Genomic DNA, 17,839 nt, shown 5'->3' on the forward strand with positions numbered 1-17,839 from the left:
AGCCTGTGTCGATCACCTTCCCCGAGTCCTTCGTCTGGGGCGCCGCCACGGCGGCCCACCAGATCGAGGGCAACAACGTCAACAGCGACTGGTGGGCGCGCGAGGTCGACCCGGCCTCGACCCTCGCCGAGCCGTCGGGCGACGCCGCCGACTCCTACCACCGGTACGCCGACGACATCCGGCTGCTGGCCGAGTCCGGGCTCACCTCGTACCGGTTCTCGATCGAGTGGGCGCGCATCGAGCCGGCCGAGGGCCGCTTCTCGCGGGCCGAGGTCGACCACTACCGCCGCATGATCGACTGCTGCCTCGAGCACGGGGTCACGCCGCTCGTCACGCTGCACCACTTCACCTCGCCGCGCTGGTTCGCGGAGGACGGCGGCTGGACCGACCCGCGGTCCGTCGAGCGGTTCGCGCGGTACGTCGAGCACGTGCTGCCGCTGCTCGACCGCGCGTCGCACGTGTTCACCATCAACGAGCCGAACATCCTCGCGATGATGATCACGGCCGCCAAGGGCACCGAGCAGCTCCAGGCCGGCACGATGCACGCTCCCGACCCGGTCGCGACCGAGCACCTCATCGCCGCGCACCGCCGGGCCGTGGAGCTCGTGCGGACCGTCGGGGTGCCCGTCGGGTGGTCCGTCGCGCCGCAGCAGTTCTTCGCCGACCCCGGCGCCGAGGAGGTCCTGCGCGAGTACGCCTACCCCCGCGAGACCGTCTTCCTCGAGGCCTCGCGCGGCGACGACTTCGTCGCCGTCCAGGCCTACACGCGCACGCGGATCACCGTGGACGGGCCGCTGCCCGCCCCGGAGGACTCCGAGAAGACGCTCACCGGGTGGGAGTACTACCCGGCCGCCATCGCGGAGGCCGCGCGCCTCGGGCACGAGATCACCGGTCTGCCGGTCCTCGTCTCGGAGAACGGCATCGCGACGGCGGACGACGCGCGCCGCATCGACTACACGCGCGACGCCCTGCGCGCGCTGCACGCCGAGATGGAGGCGGGCCTCCCGCTGCTCGGCTACCTGCACTGGTCGCTGCTCGACAACTACGAGTGGGGCTCGTTCGCCCCGACGTTCGGGCTCGTCGCGTGGGACCCGGAGACCTTCGAGCGCACGCCCAAGCCCAGCCTCGGCTGGCTCGGCGGCGTCGCCCGCGGGAGCGTCTCGCTCGACGACTGACCGCGCGCACGGCGGCCCGGTCCGGACCTCGCGGTCCCGGCCGGGCCGTCGTCGTCCGTGCCAGGCCCGGTCGCGACCCGGGGCCTCGCTACGATCCGGGGTCGGGGCACGCTCCCCCGGCCGGACCGGCCGCGGGTCGCACGACGGACGGAGGGCTCGGATGGCAGCGTCGCAGCCGGGTCAGCGCGTCCCCCTCGCCCGGGTCGCGGCCGACGCCGGGGTGTCCGTCCCCACGGTGTCGAAGGTGCTCAACGCGCGCCCGGACGTCTCGGCGGCGACGCGCGAACGGGTCGCGGGCGTCCTGCGGCGGCACGGCTACGAGATCCGGCCCCCCACGTCCCGGCGGACGGGGCTCGTCGACGTCCGGATCGTCGACTTCGAGGGCCCGTGGTCCGAGGCGGTCGTGCGCGGGGCGGTCGCGGAGGCGCGGCGCCTCGGGCTCGACGTCGTGCTGTCCGTCGAGCTGGACCCCGACGACTGCGGCGCCTGGGTCCGGCACGCGCTCGCCCGGGGCACGGACGGTCTCGTGAGCGTCGTCGCCGTGCCCGACGCCGAGGCGCGTGCCGCGCTCGCCACGGCCGGGGTGCCGCTCGTCGTCGTCGACCCGCGCCGCCGTCCGCCCGAGGACGTGCTCAGCGTCGGCGCGGCCAACTTCCAGGGCGCGCTCGAGGCGACGGCGCACCTGCTCGCCCTGGGGCACCGACGGATCGCGACGATCACGGGCGTCCCCGAGCAGGACAACGCGCTCGCCCGCCTCGCGGGCTACCGCGCCGCGCTCATCCAGGCGGACGTGCCCGTCGACGACGACCTCGTGCGCCTGAGCACCTACGGGGTCGCCGCGGGCTACGAGGAGACGCAGCGGCTGCTCACCCTCGACGACGCCCCGACGGCGATCTTCGCGTGCAGCGACGACACCGCGCTCGGCGCGCTGCGGGCGCTGCGCGAGGCGGGTCGCTCCGTGCCGGACGACGTCTCGCTCGTCGGGTTCGACGACCTGCCCGTCGCGCCCTGGACCGACCCTCCGCTCACCACGGTGCGCCAGCCGCTCGTCGAGATGGGCGCCTCGGCCGTCGCGCTCGTGCACCGGGCACGCAGCGCGAGCGGCCGCACCCTGCGCACGGAGCTCGCGACGAGCCTCGTCGTGCGCGCGTCGACCGCCGCGCCGCGCGCCTGACGCGCGCGGCACGGCAGTCGGCCGCGGTGGGTGGGGGTCAGCCGCAGGAGACGCCCGCGTAGCGGTACGGCAGCTCCTGGACGGTCGCGCCGTCGTCGGACGTCACCGTCACGGTCGCGGTGCCCGACGGGATCTCCGCCGTGCGCGCCGAGAACGCCCGGTAGGTGCTGCGGTGCGGGGCGACGTCGTCGTACGACCGCGTCCCGTACGGGGTGGCGAGCTCGACGGTCGTGCGGCCGTCGGACGTGCTGGTGGCGCGCACCGCGACGGCCGCCCGGTTGCCGAGGCAGCGCGCCTCGACCTCGACGTCGGCGCCCACGCCGGGCGTGAGGTCGGCGACGGCCGAGAACGTCTCCGCCTCCATGAGCGGGCGCAGCGCCTGCTCGAGCCGGTCGTCGACGAAGTAGTCCTTGAGGCGCGAGTCGTCGAGGACGTTGCCGATCGCGGCGACGATCATCGCCTGGTCGAGCGACAGGTAGCGCTCGGCGACCGTGCCCGAGCGGACCGCGACCGAGTCGTAGAACCCGCCCGGCCCGTACGCGTCGAGGTCGTCGGCGAGGTGGGCCAGGTTGTCGAGCACGCCCTCGGTGTCGTACGCGAGCCCGAGGAACGACGCGTGCGGCGTCACGACGCCGTCACCGAACTCCGGCGCCGGGTTCGTGGCCTCGCGGCAGCCCTCGAAGCCGAGGTCGACGTCGGTCTCGCCGTCGGACAGGTAGCCGTCGGATCGCAGACCGATCGCGTCGACGCCGTACTCCGCGTACCCGCCGAAGGGGTTGCTCGCGGGCGAGAAGCCCCAGGCCCCGTACCCGGCCTCGTCGAGGCCGTGCTCCTTGTGCGCGCGCACCACGAGCGGGTGGTTGACGCCCCACGACGTCGGACCCCACTCCGCCTCGGGGACGAGCATGTCCGGCATGAGCGCCTCGAACATCGAGCCGCCCCAGCCCGGCACGACCGCGAGGTCGCGGTAGCGGTACGCCCCCTCGAACACCGGGACGCCGAGGTGCTCGCGCGTCTCGCCGACCGGCTTCTGCTCCTGCCACGACCAGTCGCACGTGTCCGGGAACGTCCGGTAGCTCGCGTAGTAGGCCTCCGGCGGCACCTCGCCCTCGGCGATGCCGAGGTAGGTCGCGATGCGCGTCTCGGAGACCGTCGTGTCGTAGTTGTGGCACGTGTAGTAGACGTCGGTCCCCGTGCCGAGGTAGTCCCCGGCGACCGAGCACCCGGGCGGCTCCTCGTCCCAGAACCCGCCGCGCAGCAGCCCGACGCCGAGGTCCGGCCGCGCCTCCGCGTTGTAGAACGCGCCGAAGTGCATGCCGTCGTAGACGGCCAGCGCCTCCTCCGCGAGGCTCGGCTCCGCCTCCGCGACGACGCGCAGGCCCGCGGCGAGCCAGCCGTTGTCCACCGAGCTGAGGAATTGGTGCACCGGGTTGCCGTCGTCCGGCCACGTCTCCACCCGGTCGCCCGTCGCCGGGTCGTACCAGTTGTAGAACATGCCGCTCGCGTCGTGCCGGTCGAGGGACGCGACCGTGTCGATCGTCGTCGCGAGGCGGTCGCGCGCCTCGGCCTCGTCGACCAGGCCCAGGTCGCGCGCCACGACGGTGGACCACAGCCAGCCGCCGATGTTCGTCGGCGACGTGTACGCGCTGCTCGACGCCGGGTCCAGGTCGCCCTCGATGTTGTCCGCGGGCAGGCCGGTCTCCTCGTCGGTCATGGCCTCCAGCGAGGTGTAGGTGTCCTCCAGGTACGTCTCCAGCGTCGCGCGCTGCGCGCCCGTCAGGGCGGGCTGCCCGACGGCGGACGTCGCCGTCGCCGGGACGCTCGCCGTGCGCAGGGCGCCCTCGGCGGCGGCCGGGGCGCTCGCGGCCGCGGCCGGGACGGCGAGTCCCGCCGCGAGCGCCAGCCCGCCGGCGAGCCCACCGGCGACGAGGCCCGTCGCCCTGCGTCGGCGCCGCGTCGTCTCGCACGCGCGGTCGGTCGATCCATCCATCAGGCACTCCTTCGTGTCACGGCCCCGAAATTTCGGCCGAACTTTCCGAATGGGGGCGGAGAGAGTAGCCCTCGGTCGAGCAGGGGTCAACGGCTCGCCCGGAGCCGGCGCACGACGGCGGAGGCGTGGCGGGCGGCGGCCCGCGCGGAGCGGGTACACGAACGTATAACGCGGGGTATACACGCCGGAAACGCGGGCGCGACAGGATCGCGGCCATGCACCTGACGCCCGCCGACACCGAGAAGCTGCTGCTCGCCGTCGCGGGCATGGTCGCCCGCGACCGGCGCGAGCGCGGCGTCCTGCTCAACTACCCGGAGACGGTCGCCCTCCTGACGACGTGGGTGATCGAGCGGGCCCGCGAAGGGGCCGCCGTGGAGGAGCTCATGGTCTCCGGGCGCGCCGTGCTGGGCCGCGACGAGGTGATGGAGGGCGTCGCGGAGATGCTGCCCGACGTCCAGGTCGAGGCGACGTTCCCCGACGGGCGCAAGCTCGTCACCATCCACCAGCCCATCGCCTGAGCCGGTCCCGGCGACGCGACGCACGACGAGAGGACGGCGAGGCATGGCAGGCATCAGCACCTCGGGACCGGGCGCGATCCGGCTCCGGGAGGGCGCGGAGGACGTGCCGCTCGTCCTCAACGCCGACCGCTCGGACGACGAGCGCGTGACCCTCGTCGTGACGAACACGGGCGACCGGCCCGTGCAGATCGGCTCCCACCTCCACCTGCCCGACGCCAACGCGGCGCTCGACCTCGACCGCGCGGCGGCGCACGGCTTCCGGCTGGACGTGCCGTCCGGCACGTCGCGGCGGTTCGAGCCCGGCGCGTCCGCCGAGGTCCAGGCCGTGGCGCTGCGCGGCCGACGGCGCGTCCCCGGGCTCCAGCGCGGCAAGCCCGATGGCGGCGCCCTGGACCCCACCGCACCCGAGGAGGACTGACGCATGGTCGCGATCTCGCGCGAGCGCTACGTCGCGCTCTACGGCCCGACGACGGGCGACCAGGTGCGCCTCGGCGACACGGACCTGTGGATCGAGGTCGAGGAGGACCGCACCTTCGGGGGCGAGGAGGTCGTGTTCGGCGGCGGGAAGTCACTGCGCGAGTCGATGGCCCAGGGCACGACGACCCGCGCCGAGGGCGCGCTCGACACGGTGATCACCAACGCCGTCGTGCTCGACTGGTGGGGCGTCGTGAAGACGGACGTGGGGATCCGCGACGGGCGGATCGTCGCGCTGGGCCGCGCGGGCAACCCCGACGTCGCGGACGGCGTGCACCCCGACCTGCACATCGGCCCGAGCACGGACGTCGTGAGCGGCGAGGGCAGGATCCTCACCGCGGGCGGCATCGACTCGCACGTGCACCTCATCTCGCCGTCGCAGGTCGTCGAGGCGCTCGCCACGGGCATCACGACGGTCGCGGGCGGCGGCACCGGCCCGAGCGAGGGCACGAAGGCCACGACGGTCACGCCCGGCGCCTGGCACCTGGAGGCGATCCACCGCTCGCTCGACCGGCTCCCCGTGAACGTGCTGCTGCTCGGCAAGGGGAACACCGTGAGCGCCGAGGGTCTGCGCGAGCAGGCGATGGCCGGCGCGGGCGGCTACAAGGTGCACGAGGACTGGGGGTCCACGCCCGCGGCGATCGACGCCGCGCTCCGGGCCGCCGACGACTGGGGCCTGCAGGTCGCGCTCCACTCCGACTCGCTCAACGAGGCGGGGTTCGTCGAGTCGACCCTCCGGGCGATCGGCGGCCGCTCGATCCATGCCTTCCACGCGGAGGGCGCGGGCGGCGGGCACGCGCCCGACATCCTCACCGTCGCGAGCCACCCGAACGTCATCCCCGGCTCGACGAACCCCACCCTCCCGCACACGGTGAACACTGTCGCCGAGCACCTGGACATGCTCATGGTGTGCCACCACCTCAACCCGCAGGTGGCGGAGGACCTCGCGTTCGCCGAGTCGCGCATCCGCGGGACCACGATCGCCGCCGAGGACGTGCTGCACGACCTCGGCGCCATCTCGATCACGTCGTCCGACGCCCAGGCCATGGGGCGCATCGGCGAGGTCGTGACGCGGACGTGGCAGGTGGCGCACGTCATGAAGGCGCGGCGCGGCCCGATCCCCGGCGGCGCCCCCGGTCCTGTCCTGCCGGCCGACAACCTGCGCGCCCGGCGCTACGTCGCGAAGTACACGATCAACCCGGCCGTCGCGCACGGGATCGACGCGCACGTCGGGTCCGTCGAGCCCGGCAAGCTCGCCGACCTGGTGCTGTGGGAGCCGAAGCTGTTCGGCGTGCGGCCGAGCGTCGTCATGAAGGGCGGGGCGCTCGTGTGGGGCGCGCTGGGCGACCCCAACGCGTCCATCCCGTCGCCGCAGCCCGTGCTCATGCGGCCCGCGCTCGCCGACGCGATCGGGGCCGACGTGTCCGTGTCCTTCGTGTCGCCCGCCGCGCTCGACGACGGCCTCGCGGAGCGGCTCGGCCTGGCCCGGACGCTCCTGCCCGTGGCCGGGACGCGCGACGTCGGGAAGGCCCAGATGCGGAACAACGACTACCTGCCCCGGATCGACATCGACCCCGAGTCGTTCGCGATCGAGGTCGACGGCGAGCTCGTCGTGCCCGCCCCCGCCGACCGGCTGCCCCTCGCGCAGCTCTACTCGCTGTTCTGACATGGACGCCCTCCCCCGCCACGACGCCGACGGGCGCGCCGAGCTCATGCTCGCGCTCCTCGCCGACGCGCGGCTGCCGACCGGCGGCCACACGCAGTCCGCGGGCCTCGAGCCCGCGCTGCGCGCCGGGATGCCTGCCGCGCACGTCCCCGACTACGTGCGCGCCCGCCTGGCCACCGTCACGCGCACCGAGGCCGCGACCGCCGTCGTCGCGCGGCACGCGGCGCTCGCGCCCGACGACGGCCCCCCGCCCGTCGCGGTCGCCCTCGCCGACACCTGGGTCGCGTGGGCGGCGCGGACGCCGTCGCCCGCGCTCCGCGAGACGTCGCAGCGGCTCGGCCGGGGCTACCTCCGGCTCCTGCGCCGCCTGTGGGCGGGGCACCCCGCGGTCGCCGCGCTCGACGCGGCGGCGGCGCTCGTCGCCGCCGCGCGCCCAGCGGACGAGGGACGCGGTGGTCCGGGCGACCGACCGCCGTCGGGCCGCCGGGCGCCGCAGCCCCCGCGCCCCCTGGTGCTCGGGGTGACGGCCGCCTGCGCGGGGCTGTCCGCGCTGCAGGTCGCGCGCCTCGTCGGGTACGAGGACGTGCAGACCGTCGCCGCGGCCACGCTCAAGCTCGAGCCCGTCGACCCGGTCGTCGCGACGGGCTGGGTCGTCGCGTCCCAGGCCGCGATCGACGCGCTCGCCCACGACGTCGCCCCCCTGACCGACCCCCGCGCGATCCCCGCGCACGGCGCACCGCTCGTCGAGCAGTGGGCCGAGACCCACGCCCGCACCACCGAGAGGCTGTTCAGTGCCTGAGAACCTGCCCGACGCCCCGACCGCCACGACCCCCACGACCCGCTCGCTGCGCCTCGGCGTCGCCGGCCCCGTCGGCACCGGCAAGAGCTCGCTCATCGCGCTCCTGTGCCGCGAGCTGTCCGAGGTGCTGCGGCTCGGGGTCATCACCAACGACATCTACACGGACGAGGACGCGCGGTTCCTGCGCTCCGCGGGCGTGCTCGACCCCGAGCGCATCCGCGCGGTCGAGACCGGCGCGTGCCCGCACACCGCGATCCGCGACGACGTCACCGCCAACCTCCTCGCCGTCGAGGACCTCGAGGAGGACTTTGCGCCGCTCGACGTCGTGCTCGTCGAGTCCGGCGGCGACAACCTCACCGCCACCTTCTCGCCCGCGCTCGTCGACGCGCAGATCTTCGTGCTCGACGTCGCCGGGGGCGGCGACGTCGCGCGCAAGGGCGGACCGGGGATCGCCCGGGCTGACCTGCTCGTCGTCAACAAGACCGACCTCGCCCCGTACGTGGGGGTGGACGTCCCGCGCATGGTCCTCGACGCGACGGCCGCGCGCGACGGCGCCCCCGTGCTCGCGCTCTCGCGCCTCGACCGCGAGTCGATCGACACGCTCACGACGTGGGTGCAGACGCTCCTCGCGGCGCACCGGGCCGGTGCGCACGTGCCGCAGGACCCGGGCCCGATGGCGCCCCACTTCCACGCCGACGAGGACGGCGGCGGGTTCCTCCACACCCACGGTGAGGGCGACGCCCCGCACGACCACGCGCCCGCCCACGACGGCCACTCCCCCGCCTACGAGCACGACGCCGCAGCCGCGGAGCCGGTGACCGCGCCCGGGCGCGGCTGACCCCGGGCGACGGGCCGCACGTGGACGACGTGACGCGCGTCGGGGCGTACCGCGAGGGCGGCCGCGTGCGCTGCGACCTGCGCCCCGGCGCGCTGAGCCCGCGCGTGCTGTCCGCGAGCCCCACGACGGTGCGCATCGCGCTCGTCGCGACGCGCGCGCTGCTCCTGGGCGGCGACCGCGTCCGGGTCGAGGTGCACGTCGGGCGCGGCGTCGAGGTCGAGCTCGTCGAGGTGTCGGGCACCGTCGCGTACGCCGGGCGCGGCCGGTCCGCGTCCTGGGACGTCGCGGTCCGGGTGGACGACGACGGCCTCCTCGTCTGGGACGCGCTGCCGTTCGTCGTCGCGGACGGGGCCGACGTCGACCGGCGCACCGACGTGCGCCTCGGCAGGAGCGCCGTCGCGCTGCTCCGCGAGACGCTCGTGCTCGGCCGGACCGGCGAGCGGGGCGGGCGCCTGCGCTCGCGCACCCGGGCCACCGACGAGACCGGGGCCCCGCGAGAGTCACCAGATGCAGGGGGCACGCCCCGGCAGGCGCGCGAGCTCTTCGTCGAGGACCTCGACCTCGGCGACGACCGGGCGCTGCCCGGGATCCTCGGTGACGCCCGCGTCGTCGACTCGGTGCTGTGCCTGGGCGCCCGGCCGCCCGCGGCGCACGCCGCCGCCCCGTCCGGCCCCCTGTGGCTCGACCTCGACGGCCCGGGCGCCGTCGTCCGCCACCTGGGGGCGAGCACCCACGACGCCGGCACCGACGGCGTCGTCACCGCCTGGGCGGCGGCCGCGCGCGCCACGCGCGGCCTCCCTGACCTCGGCCTCCCCGACCACCGCACCGCACTGCTGACGACAGGAGCCTGACATGCACGTCCCCGACCACTTCCTCGACGACCCCACGTCGGCGACCACCGCCGTCGTGTCCCTCGCCGCCGTCGGGTACGCCGCGTACCGGGCACGCGAGGACCTCACGCCCCGGCGCGTCGCGCTCACGGCCGCGACGACCGGGTTCGTCTTCGCCGTGCAGATGCTCAACTACCCCGTCGCCGCCGGCACGAGCGGGCACCTCATGGGCGGGGCGCTCGCGGCGGCGCTCGTCGGGCCGTGGCTCGGCGTCCTGTCCGTGACCGCCGTGCTGCTCGTGCAGGCGCTCGTGTTCGCCGACGGCGGGCTCACCGCCCTGGGCACGAACGTGCTCCTCATGGCCGTCGTCGGGACGCTCGTCGGCTGGGCGGTGACGCGCGGGGTGCTCCGCGCGACGCGCGGCCGGGGCGCCGCGGCCGCCGCCGGCGCCGGCGCGCTCGTGAGCGTCCCGGTGTCCGCCGCGGTGTTCGCAGGCCTCTTCGCCGTCGGCGGGACCGTGCCGGTCCCGGTCGGCGAGCTCGTCGGCCAGATGCTCGGCGTGCACCTCCTCGTCGGGCTCGGCGAGGCGCTCATCACGGCCGGCGTCGTCGGCCTCGTGCTCGCCGTCGCGCCGGGCGCCGCGGCCGTCGAGGGCCGCCGGGCCCCGGCGCTCGCGCCGTCCGCCCCCCTCGCCGCGGTGCGGCGCGCCGTCCTCGCCCTCGGCACCGGGGCGCTGCTCGCCGCCGTCGTCGTGTCGTCGTTTGCCGCGGCGACGCCCGACGGGCTCGAGGCGACCGCCGAGTCGGTCGGGTTCGCCGACGCAGCGCGCGACCACGCGTTCGCGGGCGCACCCCTCGCGGACTACGGCGAGGTCGGCGGGATCTTCGTCGGCGTCGCAGGGCTCGTCGGCGTCGTGCTCGTCGTCGCGCTGACCGTCGGCGTGCTGGGCGCGGGCCTGCGCGCCGCCGGCCGTCGCACCGCCCGGGTCGGCGTGACCGGATCGTGACTGCCTGACACGCCCCGTTAACAACCCGGGCAGAACACCCGAAACACGCCGTCACTAGCGTCGACGACCGTGGGCACCGCGCAGGGCGCACGGCCGTATACGCGCCCGTACCCGGAGCCCGCGAGGAGCGGCCGCCCGTCCGGCAGCCGTCGGCACCCGCCGAGAACCCCGCTGTGAGAACCCGCTGAAAGGACCCTCGTGACACCTTCACGCGCCACGACCCGTCTCGCCCCGGCCGCCGCCCTCGTCGCGCTCGCGCTCACGCTCACCGCGTGCGGCGCGAGGACGGAGGCCGGCGAGGGCGGGGGCTCCACGACCAGCGCCGCCGAGAGCTGCGTCGACACCTCCGGCGACACCGTCAAGATCGGCTTCCTCAACTCGCTCTCCGGCACGATGGCGATCTCCGAGCAGACCGTCGCCGACTCGCTCGCCCTCGCGGCGGAGGAGATCAACGCCGACGGCGGCGTGCTCGGCAAGCAGCTCGAGATCGTCCAGGAGGACGGGCAGTCCGAGCCCACCGTCTTCGCGGAGAAGGCGGAGAAGCTCATCACGAGCGACTGCGTCGCCGCGGTGTTCGGCGGCTGGACCTCCGCGTCGCGCAAGGCGATGCTCCCCGTCTTCGAGGCGCAGGACTCCCTGCTGTTCTACCCCGTCCAGTACGAGGGCCTCGAGTCGTCGCCCAACATCTTCTACACCGGCGCGACGACGAACCAGCAGATCGTCCCCGCGCTCGACTACCTCGAGGAGCAGGGCGTCACGTCGATCTTCCTCGTCGGCTCCGACTACGTCTTCCCCCGCACCGCGAACAAGATCATCAACGCCTACGCGGAGGCCCACGGCATCGAGGTCCTCGGCGAGGAGTACGCGCCCCTCGGCCACACCGACTTCTCCACGATCGTCAACAAGGTGAGGTCCGCCGGAGCGGACGCCGTGTTCAACACGCTCAACGGCGACTCCAACGTCGCGTTCTTCAAGGAGTACAAGAACGCCGGGCTCGGCCCGGACACGATGCCCGTCGTGTCGGTGTCGATCGCCGAGGAGGAGGTCGGCGGCGTCGGCATCGAGAACGTCGAGGGCCAGCTCACGGCCTGGAACTACTACCAGACCATCGACAGCCCGGAGAACACCACGTTCGTCGAGGCGTTCCAGGCGAAGTACGGCGCCGACCGCGTGACGTCGGACCCGATGGAGGCCGCGTACACGTCGCTCTACCTGTGGAAGGGCATGGTCGAGAAGGCCGAGTCGTTCGACGTCGCCGACGTCCAGGAGGCCGCCGACGGCGTCACCTTCGACGCGCCGGAGGGCTCCGTCACCGTGGACGGGGACAACCACCACGTCGCCAAGACCGCGCTCATCGGCAAGATCGGCCCCGACGGCCTCATCTACACCGAGTGGAGCTCGGGCGAGCCGATCGAGCCCGACCCGTACCTCGAGGGCTACGACTGGGCCGAGGGCCTCTCCTGACGACCTCGTCGCTCCCGACCCGCTGAGTCCGGTGGGGACCGGGGGTGCGCGTGCCGGGTCTACCATCCGCCCGCTCGTTCCTCGCGGGCTCCCGTGTTCTCGGTCGGGATCCTCCTCCGTTCGCAAGCTCACTACGGAGTCTCCCTCGGCCAGACCCGCCACGACCCGGCACGCGCACCCCCGCCCCCCACCTCGGCGGTCACGTCACCCGTCCTCCTCCGCACCCACCGGAAGGCACGAACGCCCATGGACGTGCTGTTCTCGCAGCTCTTCGCGGGCCTGAGCCTCGGCTCGGTCCTGCTCCTCGCCGCCCTCGGGCTGGCGCTCACGTTCGGTCAGATGGGCGTCATCAACATGGCGCACGGCGAGTTCATGATGGCGGGCGCCTACACGGCGTTCGTCGTGCAGGGGGTCGTCGGGAACGCCGGGCTCTCGCTCCTCGTGTCGCTGCCGCTCGGGTTCCTCGTCGGCGGGCTGCTGGGCCTGCTGCTCGAGGCGACGCTCATCCACCGCATGTACAAGCGGCCGCTCGACACCCTGCTCGTGACCTGGGGCGTCGCGCTCGTGCTCCAGCAGGTCGCGCGCGACGTGTTCGGCGCCCCGAACGTCGACGTGCGTGCCCCCGCCTGGCTGAGCGGCGCCGTCGACCTGTTCGGCCTCGCCGTCCCGAGGACGCGCGTGTTCATCCTGGCGCTCGCCGTCGTCGCGGTCGTCGCGCTGGCCGTCGTGCTCAAGGTGACGCCGCTCGGGCGGCGGATCCGCGCCGTCGTGCAGAACCGCGACCTCGCCGAGGCGAGCGGGGTCTCCACCCGCGCGACGGACCGCCTCACGTTCTTCGTCGGCTCGGGTCTCGCGGGGATCGCGGGCGTCGCGCTCACCCTGCTCGGGTCCATCGGGCCCACGCTCGGGACGAGCTACGTCGTCGACGCGTTCCTCGTCGTCGTGGCCGGCGGCATCGGGCAGATCAAGGGCACGGTCGTCGCCGCGTTCGCGCTCGGGCTGCTCCAGGCCACCTTCGAGTACTCGACGACGGCGAGCATCGCCAAGGTGCTCGTGTTCGTCGTCATCGTCGTCTTCCTCCAGGTGCGACCCCAGGGCCTCGTGTCGGTCCGGACGAGGAGCCTCGCATGACCGCCGTCACGACCGGGAGCCCGTCGCGGCTCGCCGCCCTGTACCGCTCGTCGCGCGCCCGCGTCGTCGTCGGGTTCGCCGTCGCCGCGGTCCTGCTGTTCGCCGTCGCGCCCGCGACGCTGTCCACGTTCCGGCTCGGCCTGCTCGGGAAGTTCCTGTGCCTCGCCATGGTCGCCGTCGGCATCGGGCTCGCGTGGGGCCGCGGCGGGATGCTCACGCTCGGCCAGGGCGTGTTCTTCGGCCTCGGCGCGTACCTCATGGCGATGCACCTCAAGCTCGCGGACGCCGGGCCGGACGGCGTCCCGGACTTCATGATGCTCTACGGCTCGGGCGAGGTCCCGGGCTGGTGGGAGCCGTTCCGGTCGCCCGTCGTGACGCTCCTCGCCATCGCGGTCGTGCCCGCGGGCCTCGCCGCGCTGCTCGGGTTCGCCGTCTTCACGCGACGCGTCCGGGGCGCGTACTTCGCGATCCTCTCGCAGGCGCTCGCCGCCGCGTTCGCGATCCTCCTCGTCGGCCAGCAGGCGACGACGGGCGGCACCAACGGCCTCAACGGGTTCCGCTCGTTCTTCGGGTACGACCTCGCCGACCCCGTGAACAAGCGGATGCTCTTCTTCCTCGCCGCAGGGGCCCTCCTCGTCATGGTCGCGGTCGCGCGCCAGCTCATGGTGTCGCGGTTCGGCGAGCTGCTCGTCGCCGTGCGCGACCAGGAGAACCGCGTGCGGTTCCTCGGCTACGACCCCGCGAAGGTCAAGGTCGTCGCGTACGCCGTCGCCGCCTTCATGGCCGCCGTGGGCGGTGCGCTGTTCGTGCCGATCGTCGGGATCGTCTCGCCCGCCGACGTGGGGGTCGTGCCCTCGATCGGCTTCCTCATCGGGGTCGCGATCGGCGGCCGGGCCACCCTGCTCGGGCCGGTGCTCGGGTCCGTCGCCGTGAGCTGGGCGCAGACGAGCCTGTCCGAGACGTTCCCGTCCGGCTGGATCTACGCGCAGGGCGCGCTGTTCATCCTCGTCGTCGCGTTCCTGCCCGGCGGCCTCGCCGAGCTGTTCACGCGATGGCGCCGGTCGCGCGCCACCCCCGTGCCCGACGGCGGCCCCACCCCGGCAGGCGACGCCGCCTCGGAGGACGCTCGCCCGGGCGGCGGCACCACCGCGGGCGGGTCGGCCACCGCGGGGACGACCGCCGTCGACCACGACCCCGCGACCACCGGGAGGACCGCATGACCACCCGACCCACCGAGCCCGCCGCGGACGCGGCGGCCACGGCGACCGACCTGAAGGCGCTCGGCGCTGCCGTCCTCGAGACCGGCGTCGCGGGCGACGGCCTCGACCTGGAGGCCGCGCAGGCCGTCCTCGGCGTCGACGACTCGCGCTTCCGCCACGACTACCTCCAGGTCCGGGGGCTGCGCGTCGAGTTCGACGGGTTCGTCGCCGTCCAGGGCGTCGACCTCACCGTCACCGCGGGCGACCTGCGCTTCCTCATCGGGCCCAACGGCGCGGGCAAGACGACGATCGTCGACGCGATCACCGGTCTCGCCACGGCGTCCGGCTCGGTGCAGTTCGGGGGCGTCGAGCTCCTCGGGAAGAAGACGCACCGCATCGCGCGGGCGGGCGTCGGGCGCACGTTCCAGACCGCGAGCGTCTTCGAGGAGCTGAGCGTGCTGCAGAACCTCGACATCGCGGCCGGCGCCGGCCGGGGCCCGCTCACGCTGCTGCGCCGCCGGTCCTCGACCCCCGCGGCCGTCGAGCAGGCGCTGGAGACCGTCGGGCTCGCCCACCTGCGCGACGTCCAGGCGGGGATCCTCGCGCACGGGCAGAAGCAGTGGCTCGAGATCGGCATGCTGCTCGTCCAGGACGCGCGGCTGCTGCTCCTCGACGAGCCCGTCGCCGGCATGAGCCAGGCCGAGCGCGAGCAGACGGGAGAGCTGCTGCGACGCATCGGCGCCCAGCGGACCGTCGTGGTCGTCGAGCACGACATGGAGTTCCTGCGGGCGTTCGCATCCTCGGTGACCGTGCTGCACCTCGGGCAGGTGCTCGCCGAGGGCACGTACGCCGAGGTCCAGGCCGACCCGCGCGTGCAGGAGGTCTACCTCGGCAGCGCGGGCGCGACCCGCGGCGCCCGACGACGGGGCGCTGCGCCGACGTCGTCGGCCACGACGACCGACGAGAAGGAGGCGTGATGCTCGAGCTCACGGGCCTGCACGCCGGCTACGGCCGGACCATGGTGCTCCACGGCGTCGACGTCACCGTGCCCACCGGCGGCGTCGCCGCCGTGCTCGGGCACAACGGCGCCGGCAAGACGACGCTCCTGCGCACCGCGCTCGGGCTGCTCAAGGCCCGGTCGGGGAGCGTCGTGCTCGACGGCGAGGACCTCACCCGCCTCCCGACCCACCAGCGCGTGCGGCGCGGTCTCGCGTACGTGCCGCAGGGGCAGCAGTCGTTCGGCGAGCTCACGGCGCGGGAGAACCTCCAGCTCGTCGCCGACACGTCGCGCGAGGGGCCGCGCCGCCTCGACGAGGCGCTCGACCTGTTCCCCGCCCTGCGCGGGCTGCTCGGCCGGCGGGCGGGGCTCCTGTCCGGCGGGCAGCGCCAGCAGCTCGCCATCGCGCGCGCCCTCCTCACCGGCCCGCGCGTGCTCGTGCTCGACGAGCCCACCGAGGGCATCCAGCCGTCCGTCGTCACGGAGATCGAGGACGCGATCCTCACGCTCACCGACGCGGGCGGGCTGTCCGTGCTGCTCGTCGAGCAGCACGTCGGGTTCGCGCTCGGCGCGGCACGCGACTACGTCGTCCTGCAGTCCGGGCGCGTGACGAGCCGCGGCGCGGGCGGCGAGGCCGCCGAGCACAGCGTGCGCGCGGCGATGGCGGTGTAGGCACCGTGCTCGCGGGGCGGTGGGTGGCCACCGGCGGCGACCGACGGCACGGCGCGTGCGGACGGTGAGAGCACGGGCCGGGGCCCGGGCCGACGACCCGGGCGCCCGCACGGACGTCGTCACCGCGTCGGAACGAGCCACCACCTCGCTGCGCGACGCCGTGTACGCACGCCTGCGGGGCGAGATCCTCGACGGGCGCGTCGACCCCCGCGAACGGCTCACCGAGCCCAAGCTCGGCCGACGGTTCGGCGTCTCACGCACCCCCGTGCGCGAGGCGCTGTCCCGCCTGCTGTCCGACGGACTCGTCGAGCGCACCGACTTCGGGTACGCCGTCGTCGTGCCGAGCCTGGCCGAGCTGCGCGACCTCGACGAGCTGCGCGCGACCCTCGAGCTCCGAGGGATCGACCGCGTCATCGAGAACCCGGGGCTGCGCCACGACACGGACGTGCTGCGCGCCGAGCTCGCGCGGTGGGTCGAGCTCCGCGCCGCACCTCCCCGACCGGACCCCGGCTTCGTGCTGCTCGACGAGCAATTCCACACGGCGCTGTCCCGCGCGGCCGGGAACGAGCGGATCACCGAGGCGCTCGTGGAGGTCAACGAGAAGGTGCGCGCCGTGCGGCGGTACGACTTCGTCGAGGACGAGCGCGTCCGCAGCACCGTCGACGAGCACGTCCGGATCCTCGAGCTCGTGCTCGCCGACCGGCTCCCCGAGGCCCGCACCGCCCTGCACCACCACGTCGGCGCGTCGCTCGCGGTCGTCACGGAGCGCGCCGTCCAGGCGCTCGCGCGCATGGCGGTCGCGGGCTGACGGCGGACGACGACCCGCCGTCCCGACCGCACCTCGTCCGCAGCAGCGACCGGACGACCGTGCCCACCGACGACGTGCGGCTGAAGTCCGGGCCCCTCGCGCCCACGTCGTGCCGCGCTCCTGGACGAGCGGCGTCCGCCTTCGGTGCCGGCCCTATCGTTGCGGGGTGACGGACGCACGGATCGCTCGCCAGTTCGTGACGCTCACGTTCCTGATCGCCTACGGGCTCTCCGGCGGTCTGATCGTGGCGGCCCGCTTCGGCTACGAGGTGAACAACGTCGTCACCACGGTTCCCGAGCTCCTGGCGAACGTGCCGTTCGCGCTCTACATCCTCTCGCCGGCGATCGCCTCCTACGTCGTCCTGCGAGCGAACCGCAGGGTCTCAGGCCTCCGGGAGTGGTTGTGGCTCGTCTTCGCCGTCCGTGGCCGTCCCGCGGGGTTTCTGCTCGCCCTCTCCGCGCTCGCCCTGTACTTCGCGCTCCACCTGCTGGTCTCCGGCCCCTCCGCGCACGCGCTCCCGTGGTTCATGTTCTTCCTGTCCCTGCCGGGCAACCTCGTCATCGGCGGCATGGAGGAGGCCGGCTGGATGACCGCGCTGCAACCCGGGCTCGATCGGCGGTGGGGGTTCGTCCCGTCCTCGCTGGTGGTCGGGATCGTCTGGCTCCTCTGGCACGTGCCGCTCTTCTTCATCCCCGGCACGAACCACGAGTCCGGTCAGATCGATTTCTGGATGTTCGCGGTCCAGGTCATGGCGTTCCGCTTCCTCTACGGCGCGATCTTCCGGGTGGCGGGCACGAACGGGGTGCTCCTGTGCATCCTCACCCACACGGTGTTCAACGCCGCCAGCTTCACCCTCGGCATCCCGCCGACGACCTGGGCGGGCACCCTCGCCGCCAACACGGGGGTGGTGATCCTTGCCCTCGTGTCGGTGATGCTCTCCCAGCGGGCTCAGACGGCTCGTCGATGGCGCGTCGCGCCCTGAGCAGCATGGTGGAAAGGCAGCCTGGCGACGGCATGCCACGGCCGCGGATCGCCGATCTCTCTCTCGGACCACCGGCTTGAGCCCGCAGGTGTGCGTCGAGAGGCGCCCTCGTTGTC

The 17,839-nt window shown here is 74.4% G+C and carries 17 protein-coding genes; 16 read left to right on the plus strand and 1 reads right to left on the minus strand.

All coding sequences use genetic code 11. The features are described from left to right. Positions 1-5 precede the first annotated feature (5 nt). Together ACI769_RS09890 and ACI769_RS09895 are read left to right on the plus strand one after the other, a co-directional pair. Positions 6-1,175 carry a glycoside hydrolase family 1 protein gene (locus tag ACI769_RS09890; RefSeq protein ID WP_409141539.1) on the plus strand — a complete coding sequence of 390 codons (1,170 nt, stop codon included), beginning with the start codon at positions 6-8 and terminating at the stop codon, positions 1,173-1,175. 160 nt (positions 1,176-1,335) lie between these two features. Next, positions 1,336-2,349: a LacI family DNA-binding transcriptional regulator gene (locus ACI769_RS09895; protein WP_409141540.1), complete on the plus strand. Its 1,014-nt coding sequence runs from the start codon at positions 1,336-1,338 to the stop codon at positions 2,347-2,349. Between the two features lie 37 nt (positions 2,350-2,386). Here ACI769_RS09895 and ACI769_RS09900 read toward each other — a convergent pair whose 3' ends face one another. Continuing rightward, a complete protein-coding gene (locus ACI769_RS09900; RefSeq protein WP_409141541.1) occupies positions 2,387-4,339 on the minus strand; it encodes a glucoamylase family protein in 1,953 nt (650 codons plus the stop codon). Between the two features lie 215 nt (positions 4,340-4,554). On the opposite strand from ACI769_RS09900, the gene ACI769_RS09905 reads away from it, so the two are divergent. From ACI769_RS09905 to ACI769_RS09970, 14 genes are all read left to right on the plus strand, one after another. Further along, on the plus strand, positions 4,555-4,857 hold the full coding sequence (locus ACI769_RS09905) for an urease subunit gamma (RefSeq protein ID WP_043654671.1): 303 nt from the start codon (positions 4,555-4,557) through the stop codon (positions 4,855-4,857). A 43-nt stretch (positions 4,858-4,900) separates the two neighbouring features. After that, positions 4,901-5,275: an urease subunit beta gene (gene ureB, locus ACI769_RS09910; protein ID WP_086150101.1), complete on the plus strand. Its 375-nt coding sequence runs from the start codon at positions 4,901-4,903 to the stop codon at positions 5,273-5,275. A 3-nt stretch (positions 5,276-5,278) separates the two neighbouring features. Next, positions 5,279-6,997 carry an urease subunit alpha gene (locus ACI769_RS09915; protein WP_061268122.1) on the plus strand — a complete coding sequence of 573 codons (1,719 nt, stop codon included), beginning with the start codon at positions 5,279-5,281 and terminating at the stop codon, positions 6,995-6,997. A 1-nt stretch (position 6,998) separates the two neighbouring features. Further along, positions 6,999-7,796, plus strand: a complete 798-nt coding sequence (locus ACI769_RS09920) for an urease accessory protein UreF (RefSeq protein ID WP_171468615.1) — start codon at positions 6,999-7,001, stop codon at positions 7,794-7,796. Further along, the gene (ureG, locus tag ACI769_RS09925; protein WP_198163140.1) at positions 7,789-8,634 is read left to right on the plus strand and encodes an urease accessory protein UreG; all 846 of its coding nucleotides are present in this window, start codon (positions 7,789-7,791) and stop codon (positions 8,632-8,634) included. Before ACI769_RS09920 ends, ureG begins: the two co-directional genes overlap by 8 nt. Before the next feature lie 20 nt (positions 8,635-8,654). Further along, positions 8,655-9,485, plus strand: a complete 831-nt coding sequence (locus ACI769_RS09930) for an urease accessory protein UreD (RefSeq protein ID WP_051028734.1) — start codon at positions 8,655-8,657, stop codon at positions 9,483-9,485. Between the two features lies 1 nt (position 9,486). Then, complete coding sequence (locus tag ACI769_RS09935; RefSeq protein ID WP_085386975.1) at positions 9,487-10,470, plus strand: energy-coupling factor ABC transporter permease; 984 nt, start codon at positions 9,487-9,489, stop codon at positions 10,468-10,470. A gap of 198 nt (positions 10,471-10,668) precedes the next feature. Continuing rightward, the gene (gene urtA, locus ACI769_RS09940) at positions 10,669-11,934 is read left to right on the plus strand and encodes an urea ABC transporter substrate-binding protein (RefSeq protein ID WP_043653604.1); all 1,266 of its coding nucleotides are present in this window, start codon (positions 10,669-10,671) and stop codon (positions 11,932-11,934) included. 246 nt (positions 11,935-12,180) lie between these two features. Then, positions 12,181-13,065 carry an urea ABC transporter permease subunit UrtB gene (gene urtB, locus ACI769_RS09945; protein ID WP_043653602.1) on the plus strand — a complete coding sequence of 295 codons (885 nt, stop codon included), beginning with the start codon at positions 12,181-12,183 and terminating at the stop codon, positions 13,063-13,065. Further along, positions 13,062-14,285: an urea ABC transporter permease subunit UrtC gene (gene urtC / locus ACI769_RS09950; RefSeq protein ID WP_085386974.1), complete on the plus strand. Its 1,224-nt coding sequence runs from the start codon at positions 13,062-13,064 to the stop codon at positions 14,283-14,285. The genes urtB and urtC overlap by 4 nt, the downstream gene beginning before the upstream one ends. Then, positions 14,282-15,241 carry an urea ABC transporter ATP-binding protein UrtD gene (gene urtD / locus ACI769_RS09955; RefSeq protein ID WP_081599913.1) on the plus strand — a complete coding sequence of 320 codons (960 nt, stop codon included), beginning with the start codon at positions 14,282-14,284 and terminating at the stop codon, positions 15,239-15,241. Before urtC ends, urtD begins: the two co-directional genes overlap by 4 nt. Next, a complete protein-coding gene (gene urtE, locus ACI769_RS09960) occupies positions 15,241-15,933 on the plus strand; it encodes an urea ABC transporter ATP-binding subunit UrtE (protein ID WP_409141542.1) in 693 nt (230 codons plus the stop codon). Before urtD ends, urtE begins: the two co-directional genes overlap by 1 nt. Before the next feature lie 64 nt (positions 15,934-15,997). After that, on the plus strand, positions 15,998-16,741 hold the full coding sequence (locus tag ACI769_RS09965; RefSeq protein WP_081599916.1) for a GntR family transcriptional regulator: 744 nt from the start codon (positions 15,998-16,000) through the stop codon (positions 16,739-16,741). Positions 16,742-16,907: 166 nt separating this feature from the next. Continuing rightward, positions 16,908-17,723 (plus strand): CPBP family intramembrane glutamic endopeptidase, encoded by an 816-nt coding sequence (locus tag ACI769_RS09970; protein WP_043653599.1) that lies wholly within the window; start codon positions 16,908-16,910, stop codon positions 17,721-17,723. Positions 17,724-17,839: the final 116 nt, after the last annotated feature.

Source organism: Cellulosimicrobium sp. RS, assembly GCF_046159675.1.
GTDB classification, from domain to species: domain Bacteria; phylum Actinomycetota; class Actinomycetes; order Actinomycetales; family Cellulomonadaceae; genus Cellulosimicrobium; species Cellulosimicrobium funkei.